Annotated in this window: 21 protein-coding genes and 1 pseudogene; 1 reads left to right on the top strand and 21 read right to left on the bottom strand. The window is 29.6% G+C overall.

The features are described from left to right. Positions 1 to 8: 8 nt before the first annotated feature. The 14 genes and pseudogenes from ispG to KPL55_RS04360 form a co-directional block, all read right to left on the bottom strand. Positions 9 to 1,067: a flavodoxin-dependent (E)-4-hydroxy-3-methylbut-2-enyl-diphosphate synthase gene (gene ispG / locus KPL55_RS04425; RefSeq protein ID WP_216305495.1), complete on the bottom strand. Its 1,059-nt coding sequence runs from the start codon at positions 1,065 to 1,067 to the stop codon at positions 9 to 11. Positions 1,068 to 1,079: 12 nt separating this feature from the next. Further along, positions 1,080 to 2,129 (bottom strand): RIP metalloprotease RseP, encoded by a 1,050-nt coding sequence (gene rseP, locus KPL55_RS04420; protein WP_216305494.1) that lies wholly within the window; start codon positions 2,127 to 2,129, stop codon positions 1,080 to 1,082. Positions 2,130 to 2,143: 14 nt separating this feature from the next. Further along, on the bottom strand, positions 2,144 to 3,304 hold the full coding sequence (locus tag KPL55_RS04415) for a 1-deoxy-D-xylulose-5-phosphate reductoisomerase (protein WP_216305493.1): 1,161 nt from the start codon (positions 3,302 to 3,304) through the stop codon (positions 2,144 to 2,146). Positions 3,305 to 3,696: 392 nt separating this feature from the next. Beyond that, the gene (locus KPL55_RS04410; protein ID WP_216305492.1) at positions 3,697 to 4,503 is read right to left on the bottom strand and encodes a phosphatidate cytidylyltransferase; all 807 of its coding nucleotides are present in this window, start codon (positions 4,501 to 4,503) and stop codon (positions 3,697 to 3,699) included. A gap of 11 nt (positions 4,504 to 4,514) precedes the next feature. After that, positions 4,515 to 5,279, bottom strand: coding sequence for an undecaprenyl pyrophosphate synthase (gene uppS / locus KPL55_RS04405; protein ID WP_246599292.1), 765 nt, complete (start codon positions 5,277 to 5,279; stop codon positions 4,515 to 4,517). Positions 5,280 to 5,360: 81 nt separating this feature from the next. Beyond that, positions 5,361 to 5,918 (bottom strand): ribosome recycling factor, encoded by a 558-nt coding sequence (gene frr / locus KPL55_RS04400; protein WP_216305491.1) that lies wholly within the window; start codon positions 5,916 to 5,918, stop codon positions 5,361 to 5,363. Between the two features lie 15 nt (positions 5,919 to 5,933). Then, positions 5,934 to 6,662 (bottom strand): UMP kinase, encoded by a 729-nt coding sequence (gene pyrH / locus KPL55_RS04395; RefSeq protein WP_216305490.1) that lies wholly within the window; start codon positions 6,660 to 6,662, stop codon positions 5,934 to 5,936. A 119-nt stretch (positions 6,663 to 6,781) separates the two neighbouring features. Next, a complete protein-coding gene (tsf, locus tag KPL55_RS04390; protein WP_216305489.1) occupies positions 6,782 to 7,702 on the bottom strand; it encodes a translation elongation factor Ts in 921 nt (306 codons plus the stop codon). 94 nt (positions 7,703 to 7,796) lie between these two features. Further along, entirely contained in the window at positions 7,797 to 8,498 is a 702-nt protein-coding gene (gene rpsB, locus KPL55_RS04385) for a 30S ribosomal protein S2 (protein WP_216305488.1), read from the bottom strand. 193 nt (positions 8,499 to 8,691) lie between these two features. Further along, positions 8,692 to 9,468 (bottom strand): GTP-sensing pleiotropic transcriptional regulator CodY, encoded by a 777-nt coding sequence (gene codY, locus KPL55_RS04380; RefSeq protein ID WP_216305546.1) that lies wholly within the window; start codon positions 9,466 to 9,468, stop codon positions 8,692 to 8,694. 221 nt (positions 9,469 to 9,689) lie between these two features. Further along, positions 9,690 to 11,801, bottom strand: a complete 2,112-nt coding sequence (gene topA / locus KPL55_RS04375) for a type I DNA topoisomerase (protein ID WP_216305487.1) — start codon at positions 11,799 to 11,801, stop codon at positions 9,690 to 9,692. Between the two features lie 83 nt (positions 11,802 to 11,884). Then, positions 11,885 to 12,967, bottom strand: a complete 1,083-nt coding sequence (dprA, locus tag KPL55_RS04370) for a DNA-processing protein DprA (RefSeq protein ID WP_216305486.1) — start codon at positions 12,965 to 12,967, stop codon at positions 11,885 to 11,887. A 44-nt stretch (positions 12,968 to 13,011) separates the two neighbouring features. Then, a pseudogene (locus tag KPL55_RS04365) lies at positions 13,012 to 14,574 on the bottom strand (YifB family Mg chelatase-like AAA ATPase); the annotation flags it as partial. A gap of 134 nt (positions 14,575 to 14,708) precedes the next feature. Then, the gene (locus tag KPL55_RS04360) at positions 14,709 to 15,095 is read right to left on the bottom strand and encodes a YsnF/AvaK domain-containing protein (RefSeq protein ID WP_216305485.1); all 387 of its coding nucleotides are present in this window, start codon (positions 15,093 to 15,095) and stop codon (positions 14,709 to 14,711) included. A 249-nt stretch (positions 15,096 to 15,344) separates the two neighbouring features. On the opposite strand from KPL55_RS04360, the gene KPL55_RS04355 reads away from it, so the two are divergent. Further along, complete coding sequence (locus KPL55_RS04355) at positions 15,345 to 15,713, top strand: YraN family protein (RefSeq protein ID WP_216305484.1); 369 nt, start codon at positions 15,345 to 15,347, stop codon at positions 15,711 to 15,713. 42 nt (positions 15,714 to 15,755) lie between these two features. On the opposite strand, the gene KPL55_RS04350 is transcribed toward KPL55_RS04355, so the two are convergent. From KPL55_RS04350 to KPL55_RS04320, 7 genes are all read right to left on the bottom strand, one after another. Continuing rightward, complete coding sequence (locus KPL55_RS04350) at positions 15,756 to 16,418, bottom strand: CpsD/CapB family tyrosine-protein kinase (protein WP_216305483.1); 663 nt, start codon at positions 16,416 to 16,418, stop codon at positions 15,756 to 15,758. Beyond that, the gene (locus KPL55_RS04345; RefSeq protein WP_216305482.1) at positions 16,415 to 17,137 is read right to left on the bottom strand and encodes a YveK family protein; all 723 of its coding nucleotides are present in this window, start codon (positions 17,135 to 17,137) and stop codon (positions 16,415 to 16,417) included. The genes KPL55_RS04350 and KPL55_RS04345 overlap by 4 nt, the downstream gene beginning before the upstream one ends. Before the next feature lie 281 nt (positions 17,138 to 17,418). Continuing rightward, positions 17,419 to 18,393, bottom strand: coding sequence for an LCP family protein (locus KPL55_RS04340; protein WP_216305481.1), 975 nt, complete (start codon positions 18,391 to 18,393; stop codon positions 17,419 to 17,421). A gap of 257 nt (positions 18,394 to 18,650) precedes the next feature. Further along, entirely contained in the window at positions 18,651 to 20,171 is a 1,521-nt protein-coding gene (locus tag KPL55_RS04335; protein ID WP_216305480.1) for a polysaccharide biosynthesis protein, read from the bottom strand. A gap of 66 nt (positions 20,172 to 20,237) precedes the next feature. Then, on the bottom strand, positions 20,238 to 20,765 hold the full coding sequence (locus KPL55_RS04330; RefSeq protein WP_216305479.1) for a DapH/DapD/GlmU-related protein: 528 nt from the start codon (positions 20,763 to 20,765) through the stop codon (positions 20,238 to 20,240). Positions 20,766 to 20,789: 24 nt separating this feature from the next. Beyond that, on the bottom strand, positions 20,790 to 22,115 hold the full coding sequence (locus KPL55_RS04325; RefSeq protein ID WP_216305478.1) for a hypothetical protein: 1,326 nt from the start codon (positions 22,113 to 22,115) through the stop codon (positions 20,790 to 20,792). After that, a complete protein-coding gene (locus KPL55_RS04320) occupies positions 22,108 to 23,256 on the bottom strand; it encodes a glycosyltransferase (protein WP_216305477.1) in 1,149 nt (382 codons plus the stop codon). The genes KPL55_RS04325 and KPL55_RS04320 overlap by 8 nt, the downstream gene beginning before the upstream one ends. Between the last annotated feature and the right edge of the window lie 85 nt (positions 23,257 to 23,341).

Raw genomic sequence — 23,341 nt, 5'->3', positions numbered from 1 at the left:
AAGACATTTTATAGTTTATCTATCTCGCGAATAAGTTCTTCGACTAGCTCTTCTTCCTTAACGGTTTTAATTATTTCACCTTTTTTAAATATGAGGCCAACACCGTTCCCCCCTGCTATTCCAATATCAGCTTCTCTTGCCTCACCTGGGCCATTAACAACGCACCCCATTATTGCAATCTTTATATTCTTATTACATTCTTTTAGTCTTTCCTCTACTTCATTTGCAATTGCAATAAGATTAATTTGAGTTCTACCGCAAGTTGGACATGATACAAATTTAACTCCATCATTAATATACCCTAATGATTTTAAGATTTCTTTGCCAACTTTAACTTCATCTAATACGTCTCCAGTTAGTGATACCCTTATAGTATCTCCAATACCCTCTGCAAGTAGTGCTCCGATACCTATACTTGATTTTATTGTCCCTCTCCATGTAGTACCAGCTTCAGTAACACCTAGATGCAGCGGATAATTCACTTTATCTGCTAATAATTTATAACTTTTAATCATCATAACAACATCTGATGACTTTATTGAAATAACTATGTCATAAAAATTTAAACTTTCTAGTATTTTAACATGTCTTAGTGCACTTTCAACCAATGCTTCTGCACATACATGTCCGTGCTTTTCAAGAATATCTTTTTCTAGCGACCCAGAGTTTACACCAATTCTAATAGGTATGCCTTTAGCTTTTGCCGCATCTGCAACCAATTTTATTTTATCAATGCTTCCGATATTCCCTGGATTAATCCTCAATTTGGCTATTCCATTCTCAATAGACTTCAAAGCAAGTCTATAGTCGAAATGGATATCTGCCACTAGCGGTATATGAATTCCTTTAATGATGTCTTTAAGAGCCTCCGCAGCTTCCATATCAGGCACAGCACAGCGCACAATGTCACATCCAACCTTTTCTAGATCAAGAATTTGATTTATCGTAGCATCAACATCTCTAGTGTCTGTATTGGTCATTGACTGCGTTGTGACTTTTGAATCTCCACCAATATATATATTTCCTATTTTTATCTTCTTTGTTTTACTAACCCTTAAATTATCCATAGTCTTCATCTCCTAGAATTTTAGTGGACTAACTATATCCTTAATTATTATTACCACCATGAATGCCATTAAAATCATAAATCCAATATAATTTATAACACCAACTTTATTATCATCTAATTTTTTACCTGTTATTATCTCAAATAACAACATGAAAATCCATCCGCCATCCAAAGCTGGAAAAGGTATTACATTAAATATTCCAAGTTGTACACTCATTAATGCAGTAAAGTACAATAATGTTGTGACTCCAGATTGTGCTGCTTTTGTAGAGATTTTTATTATGCTTATTGGCCCTCCAACATCGTCAGCAGAAGCTTTACCTTTAAATAATGTTCCAAAAAATCCAAAAGTTTGTTTTGCTGTATCAATTGTTTGGTCAAATCCATAAACAACAGACTCTCCTAAGTTTAATTTCTTTTCTACGCCAGAAACACGTACTCCTATCATGAATGTTTTTTCTTTCTCATTTTTAACTGGTTTCAATGTTATTTTTTGCACTTTTGAATTCCTAAGTACCTCAATATTCATACTTTCACCTTTTGAAGCGTATATCACATTAATTAATTCATCCCATCTATCTATATTAACCTTATTAACCTTAGTAATTTCATCCCCTGCCTGCATTCCAGCTTTTTGGGCTGGCCCATTTGCACTTACCTCACCTATTATTGGCAATATATATCCTTTTGCACCACCTACAATAGCAAATAAAACTACTGCTAAAACTAAGTTCATAATGGCACCAGCAGATACTATACTTAGTTTTTGAAGTGGAGTTTTATTACTGAAAGCTCTTGGATCATCACTTCCACCTTCCTCTCCCTCCATTTTAACATACCCACCAATAGGAAAAGCTTTAATTAAATACTCTGTTTCCTTCCCTTTTATTCCAAAAAGTTTTGGACCCATTCCGAGTGAAAATTCGCTTACTTTTACTCCATTTAGCTTGCATAGAGCGAAATGTCCTAATTCATGTATTATAATTAAAAGACTAAATGCTAACATAGCCATAATATAATATGGTATGTTTGTTAAAACGCCTGTTATTGAGCTAGCCATACTGTTTCTCCTTCCTATCTTTTATCATAATTATTTCTTACATATCCCCTTACCTTTAAATCAACTTCTAAAATACCTTCAAGACTCGGATTAATCTTGTGATCAAATTCGTTCATACATTTTTCTATGATTTCTTCTATTTGAAGATATTTAATTTTATATTCTAAAAACAGTTCAACAGCAATTTCATTAGCTGCATTCATTATAGCAGGCATGTTGCCACCCATTCTTCCTGCTTTATATGCTAATTTGAGACAATTGAAAGTATCCATATCCGGTTTTTCAAAAGTTAAGTTAGCCATATTATAAAAATCCAATTTATCTATAACGGGATTTTTTCGTGTAGGGTAGTTAAGAGCATATTGAATAGGAAGTTTCATATCCGCTGCGCCCATTTGAGCTATTACACTCCCATCTATGTACTCAACCATAGAATGTATAATACTTTGAGGATGAACTACCACTTGGATATCGTCATAATCAACTCCAAATAACCAATGTGCCTCTATAACTTCTAGTCCTTTATTCATAAGTGTTGAAGAATCTATCGATATTTTTTTACCCATATTCCATTTAGGATGTTTAAGTGCTTCTTCTGGTTTTATCTCAATCAATTCTTGTCTATTTTTACCTCTAAATGGTCCACCTGATGCAGTTAATATTATTTTATTAACTGTTTCTAACCTATTACCTTGCAAGCATTGAAAAATAGCACCATGTTCTGAATCAACAGGCAAAATTTTTACATTGTTTTTTTTAGCTGCATCAATTACAATCCCACCTGCTGCAACTAGTGTTTCCTTATTAGCTAAAGCAATATCCTTTCCTGCATTAATAGCTTTCATAGTTGGAACAAGTCCAATCATCCCTACAACAGAAGTTACTACAATATCAACTTCCGGTAAAGTGCTTATATAATTTAATCCTTCTAACCCATGCAAGATTTCAGTAGTGTCTTTTTTCTGAGCGCAATATTTTTTAAGCATTAACGATGCTAACTCATCCATCATGGCAACATATTTCGGTTTAAATTCCTCTATAATAGGTATAATTTTTTCCCAACTAGTATTAGCTGAAATACCCACAACACTAAAATTTTTAATATCATTTCTAATAACATCTAAAGTTTGAGTTCCTATCGACCCAGTAACTCCTAAAATAGTAAGTCTCTTCACGTAAATCTCCTCATTCCTGTAAAACTATGATTTATTATATATATGTATTTAAGTTTATAAATACTACAAAAGCATCTGTACTATTAATTTATATCCAAAACACCACATAAAATAAGCAATTAATTCTTCTACAGCATTTAATATAACATAATTATCTACTAAAATAAAGCAAATGTAAGTATTTGTAACATTATATTTGCTCCCGATACAAATTTAAATATTATGTACGAAACAATAGTTTTTAAAAGTATTTTATTTATAAATAAAACCATATACTATCATAATACTAAATCACAACTACTTGCTTTTAGCATCATATAAATATATGATTTATTAATTTAAAATTATTAAATGAAGCTTTTTTTAACTTTCAAACTTGATTGTATTTGATTCTATATTCCTATTATAAATGTAATATAATAAAATGCAACCACCGATACAAACAAAATACTATCAAATCTGTCCAAAATCCCACCATGTCCTGGTATTAGACTAGAATAATCTTTTGCTCCAACAAATCTTTTTATTGATGATGCAATTAAATCTCCAAATTGTCCAAAAACTCCGCAAAGAATACCGATTAAAGCGTAATGATATAACTCAATATGAACACCATATTGAGAAATTATATATCCATAAATTGTGCACCCTATTGTACTTCCAAGTAGGCCTCCTATTGAGCCCTCAATTGTTTTATTAGGACTAACTTTTGGACATAACTTATGTTTTCCGCCCTTGCCTAAAATTCTTCCAGAATAGTAAGCAGATGTATCGCAAACCCATGAACAAATAAATATAATCCATACTAAATATTGACCATAAGTTTTATTGTTTATAAACACTATAAAGCTAAAAAATACCGCTACATATAAAAAACCAAATATAGTTAGTGCTACATCTAAAATATTATAACTTGTATTTATAACAGGAATACATAGCAGTAAAAAAATAGTAGCTATTAAAATGTATAAATTAAAACTGTTTAAAAAACTATTTCCCATATTCAAGTAATATATTATACATAAAATGTAACCTACAATGCCGATTGGCTTATAGTGTTTTTTTCTAGAAACCTTATAGAACTCATACATACCCAAAAGTGAGAGCACCATTACGATATATTTTAAATACTCACCACCTAAAAATAAAAATATTACCAATGGAGCTAGAACAAGTGCACCTAAATATCTATTATTCATGATTTTCTCACCTATTTAACCTTTCCAAATCTTCTATCTCTTTTTTGATAATCTGATATTGCAAGTTTTAACTGTTCTTCATGAAAATCCGGCCAATTGATATCCGAAAACCAAAGTTCTGAATATGCACTCTGCCACAATAAGAAATTACTTAATCTTAACTCACCACTAGGCCTTATTATAAGATCTGGATCTGGCATATCGCTAGTATACATATATTTTGAAAGTAATTCTTCAGTTATTTTATCTTTAGATATCTTTCCACATGCTAAATCTGAAGAAATTTCTTTTACAGCATCAACTATTTCATTTCTTCCACCATAATTTAAGGCAAGATTTAAAATTAAACCTTTATTATTTTTTGTTTTTTCATAAGCATGGTTAAGTTCTTCTCGACATATCAAAGGTAATTTTGATATGTTTCCAATAGAATTTATAACGACATCATTTTTATTTAACTCTTCAAACTCGTTTTTTAAATATTCTACTAATAATTTCATTAGAGCATCTATCTCTTTTAAAGGTCTATTCCAATTTTCAGTTGAAAATGCATACAATGTTAAATATTTAACTCCTAATTTGTTACATTCTTTTACAATTCTTCTTATTGCTTCTACACCGGCTTTGTGTCCAAGCGCTCTAGGTAAATTACGTTCTTTCGCCCATCTACCATTACCATCCATTATAATTGCGATATGTTTTGGTATTTTCGACATATCTATGTCTAAATTACTTACATCTTTATCCTTTTTAAAAAAAGCGAATAAATTTTTCAACAAAATTCTCTCCTTTTTTATAGTTATAGTATAATTTTAAATAGAACCTGCATAATTGCAGGTTCTATTTAAAATTATATACTAAACTGACATTATTTCTTTTTCTTTGGTGTCAATTAATTGATCTACTTCTTTAATAAATTTATCTGTTTCTTTTTGAATGATATCTTCTGATTTTTTAACTTCATCTTCTGTAATTTCACTATTCTTCTTCAAAGCCTTAATTTTATCATTTGCATCGCGCCTTATTGATCTAATCGCAACTTTAGCTTCTTCACCAGTTTTTTTAACAGTTTTAAGTAAATTTTTCCTTGTTTCTTCAGTAAGTTCAGGAATAATCAATCTAATTGCAGATCCATCATTAGATGGATTTAATCCTAAATCAGATTTCAATATTGCTTTTTCTATTTCTTTCATAGTTGTTTTATCCCATGGCTGAATTAGAAGCACCCTAGCTTCTGGTGATGATACGTTTGCTACTTGACTTATTGGAACAAGACTTCCATAAGACTCAATACGAAGTCTATCTAGCATTGAAACATTCGCTCTACCAGCTTTTAAAGTTCCAAGTTCGTGTTTTAAAACTGAAATAGATTTTTTCATTTTTTCATCAGCAAGACTAATAATTTGCTTAATCATAGAATTCCCTCCATTTTATACTGATTCCTTAGTACAATCAGATACTAAAGTACCAATTTTTTCTCCTAAAATTGCTTTCTTTATGTTTTCAGGATTATCTAGTCCAAAAACTAATATCGGAATATTATTGTCCATACATAATGATGTAGCTGTAGAATCCATTACTTGTAACCCTTTTTCAAGAACATTAAGATAAGTAAGACTATCAAACTTTTTGGCATCATCATATATATGTGGATCTTTATCGTAAACTCCATCCACTTTTTTAGCAAGTAGAATTACTTCAGCTTCTATTTCTGCCGCTCTAAGTGCTGCTGCTGTATCTGTTGAAAAATACGGATTTCCTGTTCCAGCTGCAAATATAACAACTCTTCCTTTTTCTAAATGCCTCATTGCCCTTCTTCTTATAAATGGTTCTGCTACTGCCTTCATTTCAATTGCAGTTTGTACTCTAGTATTTACGCCTATATTCTCCAAAGAATCTTGAAGCGCTAATGCATTAATACATGTTGCCATCATTCCCATATAATCCGCAGTAGTTCTGTCCATACCATCACCACTTCTACCACGCCATATATTTCCAGCTCCAACAACTATTCCTATTTCAACACCTAATCTAACTAATTCTTTTATCTGAAGTGCTATAACATTAGTGATTTCAAAATCTATTCCAAACCCTTTATCACCAGCTAAAGCTTCACCAGATATTTTGAGCATTATTCTTTTATATTTAGCAACGTCCATAAACATTATACCTCCTAATTTAAAGTAATACTAATTTAATGTATTACTATTTTAAAGTATTACTATTTTAAAGCATTACTTATTTTAAAAAAGAGAACACTTAGTGTTCCCTTTAATTATTATTTACCTTCTACTTGTCTTCTAACTTCCTCAGCAAAGTCTTCTACTTTCTTTTCTATGCCTTCTCCTCTTTCAAATCTTACGAACCTAGTTATTTTTATTTCAGCACCAAGTTTTTTAGATTCTTCTTGAAGATATTTTGTAATAGTATAATCAGCATTCTTAACCCATACCTGTTCAAGTAAACAAACTTCTTTATAATATTTGTTTACTCTTCCCATTACCATTTTCTCAACAATTTTTTCTGGTTTTCCTTCATTTAATGCTTGAACTCTGTATATTTCTTTTTCTTTTTCTAAAGTTTCAGTATCAACACATGTGTTGTCCAAGAATAAAGGACTAGCAGCTGCAATTTGCATTGCTACATCTTTAGCAATTTGAGTTAGAACGTCATCCTGCTTATCACATGAAAGTTCAACTAAAACACCTATTCTTCCGCCACCATGAACGTAGCTTTGAACTATACCATTGTCAATTGAAAACTTTTGAAATCTTCTTACAGACATATTCTCGCCAAGTTTTGCAATCAAAGCTGAAACAGCATCATTTACAGTAACTGATTTATCACCTATGTATTTTTCAGAAATTAATTCATCGATAGTAGTTGATGTAGTTTCTGCTGCTTGCATTGCTACATTCTTTGTTAAAGTAATAAACTCTTCATTATCAGCAACAAAATCAGTTTCACAATTAACCTCTACAACAGATCCAACTTTCATATCTTCTGTAATATATGTGAATACTAATCCTTCTGCAGCTATTCTTCCAGCTTTTTTCGCTGCTGCTGCCAAACCTTTTTCTCTTAAAAGTTCAACCGCTTTGTCCAAATCACCATCTGTTTCAGTTAAGGCTCTTTTACAATCCATCATTCCAGCCCCAGTTCTTTCTCTTAACTCTTTAACCATGCTTGCACTAATCATTTATTATTCCTCCTATTCATATCTAATTTAAAGGGCACATGAAAGAATTAACCTCCACCTACCCCTAAACTGTTCTATCTATATATAGTTACTATTATTCAGCTAATTGTTCGCCTTGTCTTCCTTCTATAATAGCATCAGCTAATCTTTCTGTTATTAGTTTAACTGCTCTTATAGCATCATCATTACCTGGGATTACATAATCAACTTCATCTGGATCACAGTTTGTGTCAACTATTGCAACTACAGGAATTCCAAGAATTTTAGCTTCAGAAATTGCATTCTTTTCTTTTCTTGGATCTACAACAAATATAGCTCCAATTTTGTTTGCATCCATACTTCTGATTCCGCCTAAGTTCTTTTCTAGTTTTTCTCTTTCATGTAGAAGTTTACTAACTTCTTTTTTAGGAAGGACTTCAAAAACTCCATCTTCTTCCATTTTATATAATGTTTCTAATCTTGCTATTCTTGTTTTGATAGTTTTGAAGTTTGTAAGCATTCCACCTAACCATCTATTGTTTACAAAATGCATTCCAGCTCTTACAGATTCAACTTTAATAGCTTCTTGAGCTTGTTTTTTTGTTCCTACGAATAGAACATCCTTACCCTCTTCAGATACAGATTTAATAAAGTCATATGCCTCATCGATTTTTCTAACTGTTTTCTGTAAATCAATAATGTATATTCCGTTTCTTTCTGTAAATATGTACGGAGCCATTTTAGGATTCCATCTTCTAGTTTGATGTCCAAAATGAACACCTGCCTCTAATAATTGCTTCATTGAAATAACTGCCATTAATAATAACCTCCTTGGTTTTTACCTCCACTACCATCATCTTATTGAAGCCCAAAAATTGGAACCCTCCAACAATTAAGTAATGTGTGTATTTTCTCACTTGTGTAGTATAGCACAAAGTAATAATTATTTCAATATAAATATCAAAATAATCCATAAAAATTTAAAGCAGAACAAAATGTTCTGCTTTAAATTATTTTATCTTTTTTAATTCATCCATTAGTTTCTCATTTAAAATCTTAATATGTGTACCTTTCATTCCAAGAGATCTAGACTCTATTACACCTGCACTTTCAAATTTTCTAAGTGCATTTACTATAACAGATCTAGTTATTCCAACTTTATCCGCTATTCTTGATGCTACAAGTAATCCCTCTGTTCCATCTAGTTCATTAAAAATGTGTTGAACGGCTTCAAGTTCTGAATAAGATAATGTTCCAATAGCAAGTTGTACAACTGCTTTCTTTCTTGCTTCTTCCTCTATCAAGTCATTTTTAGCTCTCAAAATTTCAAGACCAACTATAGTAGCACTATATTCAACTAAAACTAAATCATCTTCTGTAAACTCTTTATCAAATCTTGCAAGGAGAAGAGTACCTAATCTTTCTCTATTTCCATTAATAGGCACTATAGTAGACATTTTATTTTCTATTCCACATTCCTTATTATCCTGGAATACACAATTATTTTTATTAGTAAGGTTAGACTTAGTTTCATTTACACTAAGCAAACTATTGTTGTAGTCTTCTGGAAATCTCATTGTTTTCAAAATTTCCTCTTTTACAACACCACATTCAAATCCACTGGATAAATTATAACCCAATATTTTGCCTTTTCTGCTAACTATGTATACATTACATAGCAATACGTCGCTGAGTAAATTACAAATATCATCAAAAACTACTGGTTCTGTTCCTGATTTCTGTAAAATTTTATTTAGCATTCTTGTTTTCTCTAATAGTGACACAATATTTCCTCCTCATTTATATTATAAATAGCTCATATTATCCAAGCCAATTAATATATTATCATACTTTTAAATAGTAATAATTCAAAATATTTGAAATTTTTAGAATCATTCTTCCATATTTAATAGTATCACACTGTTAATGCTATATCAACAGTGTTGTAGTAAATTTCGACATTATATTTAGTCAATTCTAAAAAACAGTTAAAATTTTCATATATTTTTTACTTATCAGCAGTATTTTCTTCAGCATTTTCTTCTTCTTTGTATTCCTTATGTTTACATTCTGTATTTGAACATTCCATATAATCGTTTTTAGTTTTACTATATCTTTTTACCATATAAGTATTACACATAGGACATTTTATTTCAGTGGGTTCATGCCAACTTACAAAATCACATTTAGGATAATTACTACAACCGAAAAATTTAGTACCCTTTTTACTTCTTCTTTCCAAAATGGTTCCACCACATTTAGGACAAGGGAGGTCCAATTCTTTAGTAATTGCTTTTGTATTTTTGCACTCTGGATATCCGGGGCATGCCATGAAATCCCCGAACCTTCCGTGCTTAATTACCATAAACTTACCACATTTATCACATTCTACATCTGTAACTTCATCTTCAATAGTAATTTTGGCTATCTCTTTCTCTGCAATTTCTATATCAATTTTAAGCGGAGTAAAGAATTCATTGACAATATTTCGCCATTTTTCTTGACCTTCTTCTATATAATCTAAATTATTCTCCATTTGCGCTGTGAATTCAATATCAACAATCTGCTTGAAATATTCACTCATAATATTATTTACTATATGACCAAGTTCTGTTACTTCCAATATTTTTTTATCTTTTTCTACATATCTCCTATTAAGAAGAGTTGTAATAATTGGAGCATAAGTACTAGGTCTGCCTATTCCATTTTCTTCTAATGTTTTTACAAGAGATGCTTCTGAAAATTTTGCAGGCGGTTGAGTAAAATGCTGCTTACCTTCAATTTTTTCACTCTGCAAAATAACACCATCATTTAATTCTGGAATTTTCATAGTACTTTCTTCTTCCTCTAAATCTTCATTATATACTTTTCGAAAACCATCAAAAGATATTTTAGAACCAGAAGCTTTAAGTATAAATTCACCGTTGTTTACGGTTATAGATATAGTATCAAGCATACATGCTTCCATTTGACTCGCCACATATCTATTCCATATCAAGGAGTACAATTTGTATTGTGGAGCTTTAAGTGTTTTCTTTGCTATCTCAGGTGTTATTTCAATATACGACGGCCTTATAGCTTCATGACCATCTTGTATGTTCTTTTTACTTTTAAACACTCTAGGGGTACTCGGATAATATTGCTTACCATACTTAGTTTCAATAAAATCTTTTGCACTTAATTGAGCTTCCGCGGCTATTCTAGTAGAATCCGTTCTCATATATGTAATTAACCCTACCGTTCCATGACCTTCTACTTCCATTCCTTCATACAACTGTTGTGCAATAGACATTGTTCTTTTAGTTGCAAAATTAAGTTTTCTATATGCATCTTGCTGAAGTGTGCTTGTTATAAATGGTGGTAATGGATTTTTACTCTTTGAAGATTTTTTAGTTTTACTTACAACAAACTCATTTTTATTAAGTTCAGAGATAATATTGTCACTTTCTTCTTTAGAATTTATTTCTACTTTATCTTTTCCTTTTGAGGTCAATTTTACAATTAACTTCTGAGGTTCTCCTTTTTTGCCTAATTCACATTCTATAGTCCAATACTCTTTAGTTATAAATTTTTCTATTTCCTTTTGCCTATCACAGATTATTTTAAGAGTAACAGATTGAACCCTTCCTGCACTAAGTCCCCATTTAACTTTTCTCCAAAGTATAGGACTAATTTCATATCCAACCAATCTATCGAGTATACGTCTTGCCTGTTGTGCATCTACAAGAGTTTCATTTATTGCTCTTGGAGATTTTATTGCATTTTTAACAGCTGTTTTAGTTATCTCATTAAATTCTATCCTGCACTTATCTTTCTCATCAATTTTAAGGGCTTTTGCTAAATGCCAGGCTATTGCCTCGCCTTCCCTATCAGGATCTGTCGCCAGATAAATTTTTTCGCTTTTCTTAGCTGCTTTTCTTAGTTTATCTAAGAGTTCCCCTTTACCACGAATAGTTATATATTTGGGTTCGTAATTATTTTCTATGTCAACACCCAATTGGCTTTTTGGTAAATCTCTAACATGTCCCATGGAAGCTTCTACTATATAATTACTTCCTAAATATTTTTTTATAGTTTTGGCTTTTGCAGGTGACTCAACTATAACAAGTTTTTGTCCCATCTTATCCCCTCCATCAATGTATTCTAATATAAGTAAATATACATCTACTTATATCATGTCATTTATAGTTATAATCTATTTACTTATATTTTGTCATTTACTTTTACATAATAGTTTCCTGATAGACATAATATTTCATTTTTAATCTGCATTTCAAATAATACCTCATATAATTGTTTTATGTCAACTTTAGTTATTCTAATAATGTCATTAATATGTAGTGGACTATCATTTATAATATTATAAATTTCTTTGCTAAGCTTGCTAGTAAAGGAGCTTACAGTGGTTTCTTTTCCATCTTTCATTTCTATTCCAATTAAATTAAATATATCATTTGTACAAGTCAGAGGGTATGCTCCATCTTTTATTAATTTATTTGTTCCTTTACTTTCAAATGAAAATATGGATCCTGGAACTGCCATAACATCCTTGCCTTGATCAAGCGCTAGATTTGCAGTAATTAATGATCCACTTTTTTCTCCAGCCTCTATTACAATAATAATATCACTCAGAGCACTTATTATTCTGTTCCTTTGAGGAAAGTTGTATGCATATGGTTGTGTTCCCGGTAAAAATTCTGATATAACGCATCCCTTTTCAATTATTTTATTGAAAATTTTAATATTTTCTTTAGGATATACTATATCTAGCCCTGAACCTAATACTGCACACGTATACCCCCCATTGTCCAAACAACTCACATGTGCAAACGTATCAATACCCTTAGCCATTCCACTAATAATATTAAAATTATTAGCACATAAATCTGAGCAAATAATTTTAGTAACGTCTTTACCATAATTTGAATATTTCCTTGATCCTACTATCGAAATATTATACCCCTCATTTAATGGCAATATGTTACCTTTATAAAATAAAACATATGGCGCATCATCGTAATTTTTTAATTTTTTAGGATAATTATCTTCATAATAACATATTGATTTTATGTTATTATCATCTAAATGTTTTTGTACATTAGCAATTTCATTTTCATTCCAGGCACTAGTTAAGACGTTTATTAAATTATTATTAAAATATTCAGTTTTTTTATTATGTACACCATAATACCATATTTGCTCAGTATAATGGAAATCTTTTATTAATTTTAATTTATTTTTAGGTGATAATTTAACTAAAGAGAACCATATATCGTAGTCATTCATTCTTTTTACTAACCTCATTCCTTTGTATTCTTTTATTTATATATTTAAACTATCCTTTCATCTATAAATCTTCTATATTGCATTGCTTCAATAATATGTTTATCTAAAATATTTTCGCTGGAGTCTAAATCTGCAATAGTTCTTGCTACCTTAAGAATTCTAGAATAAGCTCTTGTACTTAATGTAAATTTATTATACATAAGCTCCATGATTTTACTAGCCTTTTTATCTAAATGGCAGTACTTTTTGATTTGCTTTTGACTCATCTCAGCATTGCAATGAATCTCATCCATTCTAAATCTTTTTCCTTGGATAGCTCTAGCTTGCTCTACTCTTTTTTTAATAACATCAGATTTTTCACTACTATTTTCACTAACTATTTTGTCATAAGGAATAAAGTTAACTGCCGTAAAAACGTCGATTCTGTCAAGTAATGGCCCACTGAGTTTACTCAAATATCTCCGTCTCTCATACTCACTACAAGTACATTGCTTCTCATAAGATCCGTAATAACCACAAGGACAAGGATTTAAGGCACTTACGAACATAAAATTTGACGGGTATTCTATTGTTCCATTAATTCTTGAAATACTAATTTTCCTCTCCTCTAGAGGTTGCCTTAGTATCTCTAACACATTTTTTTTAAATTCTAATATTTCATCTAAAAACAATACCCCTCTATGAGCCAACGAGATTTCACCAGGTATTATTTTATTCCCACCTCCAACCAAAGCAATTCTTGAAATAGTATGGTGTGGACTTCTGAAAGGCCTTTGCAAAACAATTCCTTCACTATCACCAAGTTTTCCAGAAACACTATAAATTTTAGTAACCTCGAGTGACTCCGCAGGGCTTAGTGAAGGTAGTATAGTTGGTATTCTCTTAGCCATCATTGATTTTCCAGAACCTGGCGGTCCATACATTAGAACATTATGGCCGCCGGCTGCTGCTACTTCAATAGCTCGTTTTGAACTCTCCTGTCCCAATACATCTTCATAATCTAACTTCTCATTAACTAATATCTCCTCATCATTTATATTCTCATAAGGCATTAAATCCTTATAGTTTAAAAACTCTACTACTTGCTTTAAATTATCTAGTGGAAATATTTTTGCAGCTTTAACAAGGCTACATTCTCTAGCATTATTAGTAGGAACAATAAACTTTTCAATACTGTTTTCCATGCCTTCCATAACAACGGGTAACGAACCCCTCACTTTTTTTAGCCTTCCCGATAAAGAAAGTTCTCCTATAAAAAGATAATCATCAATATCATTTACATTTATTTGTTTAGTTACTAGTAAAATACCTATTGCTATGGGTAAATCAAATAAAGATCCTTCTTTTTTTAAATCTGCCGGTGCTAGATTTATAGTTACCCTATTTACTGGAAAATCAAAGCCCGAGTTTAGTATTGCAGATCTCACTCTTTCTTTTGACTCTTTAACTGAAATATCTGCAAGGCCAACAATGTTCAAAGCAGGTAATCCACGTGTTATATCAACTTCAACAGTAACTATAACTCCTTTAATTCCTGTAAATGCAGCAGACATGATTTGTATTGCCATATTATCACCTTTACCTTTATTATTTCTTATTTCATAATTATTGACATAATTATCAACAAAATAACTACAAGTAAATTTATTTTTTTATTTAATTATATTAGAGTCCTTAAAAATAAAAAAACAATAGCACAGGCATAATATCATGTCCTGTGCTACACCTTACTAGCTTAATTTTAATTATGCCTATAATCTAGGGCATTAGAAATCTTGACTATAGGCACCTCCCTCTTCAATATCTCTTCAATGTGTTTTATATCTTGTAGCTGTTGTTTATAAATGGATACATCCTCTAACTTAACTGTATGTTTATTGAATTCGACGTGTTCTTCATTAAGTATTATACGAATAATTTCTGGGGGCATATCGTCATGTTCTGTGGTAGCTGAGGCAAGATTTTTTTTCGTTATTACGAGTTCTTCTCGTTTAACTGGCACAATAAAACTCCTATCCTCCGTGATAGTTTGCCTACAAATGTTTACTTCCGATGTTTGCATCCATTCTTTTGCTATATCAAGCTCCTCTTTTTTTATTTGAAATGTTGCCTTGCATTCGTCCTTCATTTATTAAAAACACCTCCATTAACCAATATTTTTAATCTAATTATATTTTACCCTTCAAAGAAATAATTATCCTTTTGATTAAATAAATCTAGAAAGATTTCTCATACATAAAGTTTTAATAACTAAAGTGAATTAAATATTTTCTTCATAAATTGGATATACTATCCTTAAATAGCATAATAAAATAGCATGTTTTACTCAAAAGTTCCAATTTCAAAATTAGGAGTCGGTTAAAGGAGGATGTTTTAGATGAAGGCATTCAATAAAAGTATTGGTGCACTCGGTGAGAATATATCTGAGAATTATTTGAAAGATTTAGGATATACAATTCTAGAAAAAAATTTTAGTTGCAAGTGTGGTGAGATTGATCTTATAGCAATGCATAAAGGTTATGTTTGCTTTATAGAAGTGAAAACTAGATATGGAATAAATTTTGGATTGCCCGCTGAGGCAGTTACTTATTCAAAACAGAGAAAAATTTATAAAACAGCTCAAGTATACATTTCATGGAAATATATTTTCGACTCTAATTTTAGGTTTGATGTTATGGAAATTATACTTAATAACGAAAATGATAATTTTTTAGTTAATCATATCGTAGACGCTTTTCAATTATAGTTTTGAAGAACTGTGGATGACTCGCATGAGTCACCCTTTAATTTAGTCGTTGTAATAATCGTAATTTCTACCATTATATATATCAGGTATTCCATTTATTACAACACCTAAAATCTTTCCTCCAACTTTTTCAATTTTCTCTTTTGCGTTTGCTAATGCATTTTTATCTGATTTGCCATAAGATGTAACAATTATTATACCCTGTGATAACACTGATAAAATTTGAGCATCTGATACATATAAAACAGGAGGAGAATCTATTAACACTATGTCAAAACCATTAGTAAGTTCATCTAAAATTTCTTTCATGTTTTTACTACCTAAAAGCTCTGATGGATTTGGTGGAATGGGTCCGCTTGGTAAAACAAATAGATTAGGAACATTAGAGGCAATAAGAATATCTTCAATTTTTCCATCTTTAATTAATATATTTGTTAACCCTTTAGAATTACTTAATAAAAACTTTTTATGAATAGTTGGCTTCCTAAGATCACAATCAACTATAACCACTCGTTTTCCACTGCTAGCTAATGTAACTGCTAGATTAGAAACAATAGTACTTTTCCCCTCACCAGAAAGACTTGAAGTAACAACAATGCTCTTAATCTCATCACCTAAAAAAGAAAAAACTATATTTGTCCTAAGACTTCTAAATTGCTCTGCTACTTGATTTTTTAATTTCTTTAATGTTTTACTTTTGTTCAATACAATACCTCCTCCTTATGCTTTATTTTAACTAAAGAAATCATTCCTATAACAGGAAGTCCAACTATTATTTCGACATCTTCTTTTGTTTTAATTGTATTATCCAAATACTCTAATAAAAATGCTATCCCAACAGATAATAAAACACCTAAAAAAATTGTTATACCTATATTGACAAGTGGTTTTGGACTATATTGAACTGTAGGTAAATCAGCCATATCTATAACCATAACAATATCAACCTTATTAATCTTTATACTAATCTCCTTTAGTGATAGAGCAAATTGATTTGCAATATTCATTGCTAGTTTTGGCTGATTTGATAAAACAGTAATTGTTAAAAACTGAGTGTCTTGATCCGGTGTAACAGTTACCATATCTAGCAAATCAGATAGCTTCATCGATTCCAACTTTAATGATTGTACATTCATTGACTGTAGATCTAATTTTTTTATTACATCCTGTGCAACCGCCCTAGAAATGGTTAATTTACTATAAGTTTTAACCATTGTTTGATATAGCATGACATCATAGTAATTTGATGTCGAATTACTTACCTCTGATTGTGTTTTACCAATTATCACAGAAATATCAGCCTTATACTTCGGCTTAATTACAAAATAGCTTAAAAGACCAACGGTTGAAGTTGCAACTAAAGTTATTAGAATTATTAAAATCAGCCTTTTTTTTAGTATATCAAATAGCTCTTTTAACTCCATATTACTCTCCCATAAGTATTATTTACATTTTCACTTTGCCTTGCATTTATTTTCACTAATAAGTACACAAAAATTATCATTAAAAATATATTAATTATAATTTTTTTTTACTATTCCAACATTTTTTAATGATATTAAATAGTATATTCCTTATAAACCTTAATGTTACTATCTGTACTTTATGGTAGTAATAAGGGTACGCTTTGTATTCCACTTCGGAATACATATCGCACCCTTATTTAAGAACTATATTTTAAACTCAAGGATCATACTTCATAGGATTAGTCATCGTAAATAAATTTATGAAGTTGGACTACAGTGGCCTTCATATTAGCAACCAAATACCACACACCACCTAGCATTTTCGCCGTCCAATAACCATCCACTGGAAATCTCTTTTGATCCAACGTTTTTATATTTGACGTAAACACATTTGTACCAAGCTTTATTATATCCATATTATTCATGCTTGTTTCGGTAAAAGGTAAAAGCTTAGAAACAACAGATGGAAATTTCATTACCCCTAATGACTGAATCTTTGTGAGCATAACTGATAGTACCGTTCTTTGTCTTTCTGTTCTGCGAAAATCATCTCCAACAGTATGACGTATTCGTGAATATGCAACAGCCTGAAGCCCATTTAAAATCTGTGGTCCAGGTTTCGTAATTTGAGGTATTAAACTAATTTCATCTTGTTTAACATCTATAGTTACTCCACCAATAGCATTGATTAGCTTTTCAAAATTAGAAAAATCAACCGTCACATAATCTCTTATATCCAAATTAAAATTTTCATTTAGAGTTCTTATGGCAAGCTGTGGTCCACCATAAGAATATGCATGGTTAATCTTTGTTTTACCATAATTTTTTATTTCTACATAGGTGTCTCTCATAATAGAAACGATTTTTATTTTCTTGTGCTTTTCATCTATCGAAAGTATCATTATAGAATCTGAACGACTTTGTTGATTTACCTCTCTTCTATCTAAGCCGAAGAAAGCAATATTTATTATTTTGTTACTATCTTCTTTATTTAAGGGTTCTTCTCTTATTAGAGGAATTTCCTTTTTAAGTGACAATTCTTTTTTTAGAGTTACTTCAGGTTTAATTCCTAAATCCTCATACGTTTTTGATATTTTTGTAGTCTTTATTTTGCTAAGTTGATAAAAAGTATAACCAAAGGTTGCTCCAAAAACTAGTAAAATAATAATAATCACACTCAAAACGAGCTTTATCCATAGTCTCATTTTCTTCATGTTTTCACCTACTTTAATATTATATAAAACTTAAAAAAAGAAGTGTATCATAATAAAATATTTTTTCTATATTACTCCGCTTATTATGTTATATGTCCACTTTATTTAGTTTGTGCGCTATTTACCTAAACACTATTATGTTCATTATATAAATATAGAATAAACTATATTTTAACAACAAAAATACTACCTAATATATAATCTCAGTAGCTTTTAATTTATTTAACCTTTTGCGTTAACCATGGAGATATTTACTATTACCATTTTAATTTAACAATCAGCAAATTGGAGTACTTTTTTACATATTTAAAAGTATATTTATAAGATTTAATATCAAAAATAGATGCAACTATAAAAAATAAAGGAACTATAATAATTAATAAAATAACCGCAGTTTTTACAAAGTTAATATATGAATTAGTTTGTATATTAACTTTATTAGCTGTAATGACTATACTTAGAAATAAAATTGTATCCACAGCCCATCTTTTATATGTAACTAATGAACCTCTATTAAGAATATATTTATTTGCATAAATGATTATATCATTTGTTCTGTATAGTAGCGCAGCGATAGTTCCTATCAAAACACCATAAATTCCAAATTTATTTACGCATATGAGTGATATCACAATATTAATTATTGCCTCAATAATTGCCCTATATTGTGTCTTTTTAAAATGACCTGCAATATTTATTGCATTAACACCAGATGTTCTTGCAAAAGACATCAAATTTAATGCGACAAAGAGAACAGGGAGTAAAGGATCAATATAATTTACATCTGTCATTCCGACTGTATAAAGCCTCATAAATGGTATTATTAGTATATACGTTATAGAATATAAAGCAAATACTATTGCCATATAATATAATTCATATGAATCATACAAATTTAAAAATTTTGTTTTATCTTCATAGTAAGTTGAGCCAAGTATAAATACAACACCCGAGTTTATATTTGAAACCAAACTATTTATCATCTGAAATATTAAATTATACATTACATAAATACTAACTATTTTCAATCCACAAAAAATAGTTAGTATAAATACATCAGTATTATTAAATATCATATATGATATCTGATGTATTAGTACTGAGTTTTTTTGTGATAAAGCAGAATAGTTTGGTTTTACGTTTAAATCAATCCACTTATACCCTTTCTTTATATAAATCCAAATCATAAACATTTGTAAAAGATTTATTATAAAATATGATAGTTGAATTAATATTAGGTTATAACCTAGTATTAATAACGATATTTTAATTATATTAGTGAATATGGTTACAATAATACCAATGTTTGATATAATATATCCTTTTCCTTCCGCTGTTAAAAGTAGTTTAAATTTAGATTGAAAAAAGTAATTTACAACACCGACCATACCAGTCAATAATATTACTAGAAATACAGTTAAGTTACCAATTTTTGATTTTATACATAAAGGATATAATATTGACAGAGCTATAACAGCTAATAAATAAACTTTTCCTGTTTTCTTATAATATTTTGAAGTTGCTGACAGTATGCTATTTATGCTATATTTGTCCTCTTCACCTATAGGTTTGTAAAGTGACTGAATAGTAGCTGTCCCCACACCCGCTTCTAAAATGCTCATATAAACAAGTATTTGTGCCATTGAAGCCATAAATCCATTTACTTCAGATCCGAATTTTACTATAAAAAGTCTGGGTATAACTATGCCAAAAGTAATTGCAACTACCTGGCTTATAAATCCGAATATTATATTATAAAAACTTCGTTTAGCTTTCATTATTTTCCCTCATTTATAATTTATATATATATATATCTTAGTTTTGCTTTTGATGGAAAATTGGATTTAGCTCCTTAATTGTTTTCTATTCTTTACAACCCTTCCAGGGTTTCCAGCGAAAACAACATAAGGTGATACATCCTTAGTTACAACCGTGCCACTACCAATTATAACGCCGTCCCCTATTGTCACACCTGGTAATATAATAACTCTCGCACCAATCCACACATCATTCCCGATTTTAACCACCTTTGCAGTTTTAAATCCCTGCTCACACATAGGTATATTTACATCGCTTGTCTCATGATTTGTCGTATATATTAAAACATCTGGACCCATCATTACATTGTTCCCTATTATTGTTGGACCCGTTATAATACATCCAATGCCTATTCCCGAATTACTACCAATATTAACTTTTGATGAATATATTGTTTTCCTTTGAATATTTATATTATTCCCATCACTTTGTGTATACATTTTGAATAAAAAGCCTCTAATTTTCTTACTGATATGACCCATGATTTTTGAATCAGAGCTAGGTAAATATGTTGCAAAATAATTATGAAATATAAATGCTATGAACTTTTTCATCTACTGACCTACTCCTTCTACAATCTAAATTTTAGTTCTATATGGATAATTTATAGCTAAAATTGCTAACAAAATGTGTATAGGAAAATAAGAAAATACAGATGCATCCAATGCAAAATTAGCAAATAAAATCATATATATTGGCAACAAACGTATATCTATAAGCTTTATTTTATTTTTCTCTCCCGTTTTGTTTCCTATAATTTTGCTGCATGTAAAAATATATATTATATATAAGCAAATCCCCAAAAATCCAATTTTATACCATGTGCTCAAATAAATATTATGTGCGCCGATTGAATTTAAGAAACTAGATATTCCTTGCCCCAAAAATAAGGTTTTAATATTAAAAAATATTTCATTAATATAATTCTTCCAAATAAAAGACCTACCTGTTGTAACAGTTGAAAAATCAATATTCCCACCAGCAAATCTCATTAAATATATATTATAAAAATAATTGTAATTTATCATCAAAGCTACACCTGTAGAAATGAATAAAATCCCAATATATTTAATTCCCTTAAAAATGCCCTCTTTAAAATATATTACCAAATAGAATATAATGATAAATATAATCGAAATCAAGTACATTTTAGATAAAGATAAAAAACCAAACATAACCAAAATAACAAGCAAAAACTTTTCCAGTGTTTTTGTTTTTCTCTTATATTTAGTTACCAATAAAACGCTTATAGCCATAAGTATCTGTACAGCATAGTAATTTGGATCAATATCAAGTCCAGAAGTTCTCATAATAAGACTTCCGTCTACAATCACAGTATTAACAAAACGCATATTCATTAAATAATTATTGATTTGCATAAAATTCTGACCGGTATATCCAACTAAAGCCGCTGAAGCTACACCAATGGCATAAAAGATGAAATAATTTCTATAATTACCTTTAGGTATGTTTTTGCTCAAACCAGCAAAAATAAGAACGATACAATTGTTACAAACGAAATTCAAATTCGCCATTAATTCAAAATCAGTTGATATAACCCCTATTATAAATACGTAAATAGAAAAAAAGATAAACGAAATTGCAAGATCTAAATCAATAGTGAATTTTTTAGAAAATAAACAAATTATAATAAAAGCAACTACTAAAAATGAATATAATGATTGCTTTGTTAAATCATATTTGAATACATATATCCATGAAACGAAAAATAACAAGTAACAAATTTTATTCTGGATTTTATCACATATAATAGCTACTACTATTATAAAAAAGCTTAAAAATACTATTAACTTGTTGCTTGTCACCATATATAGTACAATTAATGCAGTAGCAAGTAAAATTACAAAAAATGTTTTATATGGGAATATTATTTTATTATTCATTATTAACTTCTTTTAGAAGACTATTTATTTGAAACAAAGCTACCTCGTTAGAAAATTTAGAATAAGTTAAATTATTTTTTAATTTATTTATTTTGTTATAATCAGTTATTAAACTATACATTGCACTATATAATTCATCAACACTCATCTCTACAATTAATCCATTATAGTTATTTTTGATTTGCTCTTGTGCGGCAATGTAATTTGTAGTAATAACTGGTGTTTTTAATATCAATGACTCCCCTACTACCATTGGATATCCCTCATAATCTGAAGTTAATACAAACAAATCTGCATTAGCTATATATGGATATGGGTTCTTTTTATTTCCTATAAATTCTATGAATTCAATCAATCCTTTCTCTTTTGCTAAAGTAATGTTTATATTTAAATCTGGACCGTCACCAACTATATACCATTTATAGTTTGATATGTTATTCGTTTTGAATAAAGAACAAACCTCTATTATTCTATCTATTCGCTTTGTACTGTTATCAATTCTAGCAACTGTTACAATATTTATTTTACCTTTACTGTAACCTACACCGTATACTCTTGATTTTTTCAATATTTCTTTAATTGGAAATAAGTTATATACAACAGAAATCTTGTCTTTGAATTCGGGTACAATTTTATCAAGTTTCGACTTGCATGCTTTGGATACTACTACGATATGATCAAATTTAAAATATGTTTTCAAACAAACTTCTTTATTTAATTTAGCATTATCAGGATCTGTATGAATCCATGCTATCTTTTGGTTAGCATCTATAAAATTAGCTACAAATTGATTACATCCTCTATTAAAATATAAATTTGGAGAAACATCATTAAAATATGATATTGCAATATCATATCTATCAAACTTTTTTCCCATCAAAAATATTAAATCATAAAACCTTTCACTCCCAATAAACCTGACTAATATCATCATAAATATTCTAACAAAAATTTTCACTATATTTTTTGTATTAACTACGTTAGTAAATGAATTCCCTATAAGGTTCAAACAATAATTACCTTTTATGACTTTTACTTTTTGAGGTATTTGAGACATTAATTCTCCTTCATGTGAAAATAAAAACAAATCAATCGCCAAATCTTTTCTACTTTTAGTCAATTCCTTTAATGTATTTATCAAAGCAGTCTGTATACCCCCAGTATTTAAATTTATACCCGTAACTAATATTTTAATATATCTCACCTACTTATTCTTTTAAAATTTT

This window comes from Clostridium lacusfryxellense (assembly GCF_018861735.1).
Taxonomy (GTDB): domain Bacteria; phylum Bacillota; class Clostridia; order Clostridiales; family Clostridiaceae; genus Clostridium_AD; species Clostridium_AD lacusfryxellense.
This window is presented reverse-complemented; position numbering and strand designations above follow the sequence as displayed.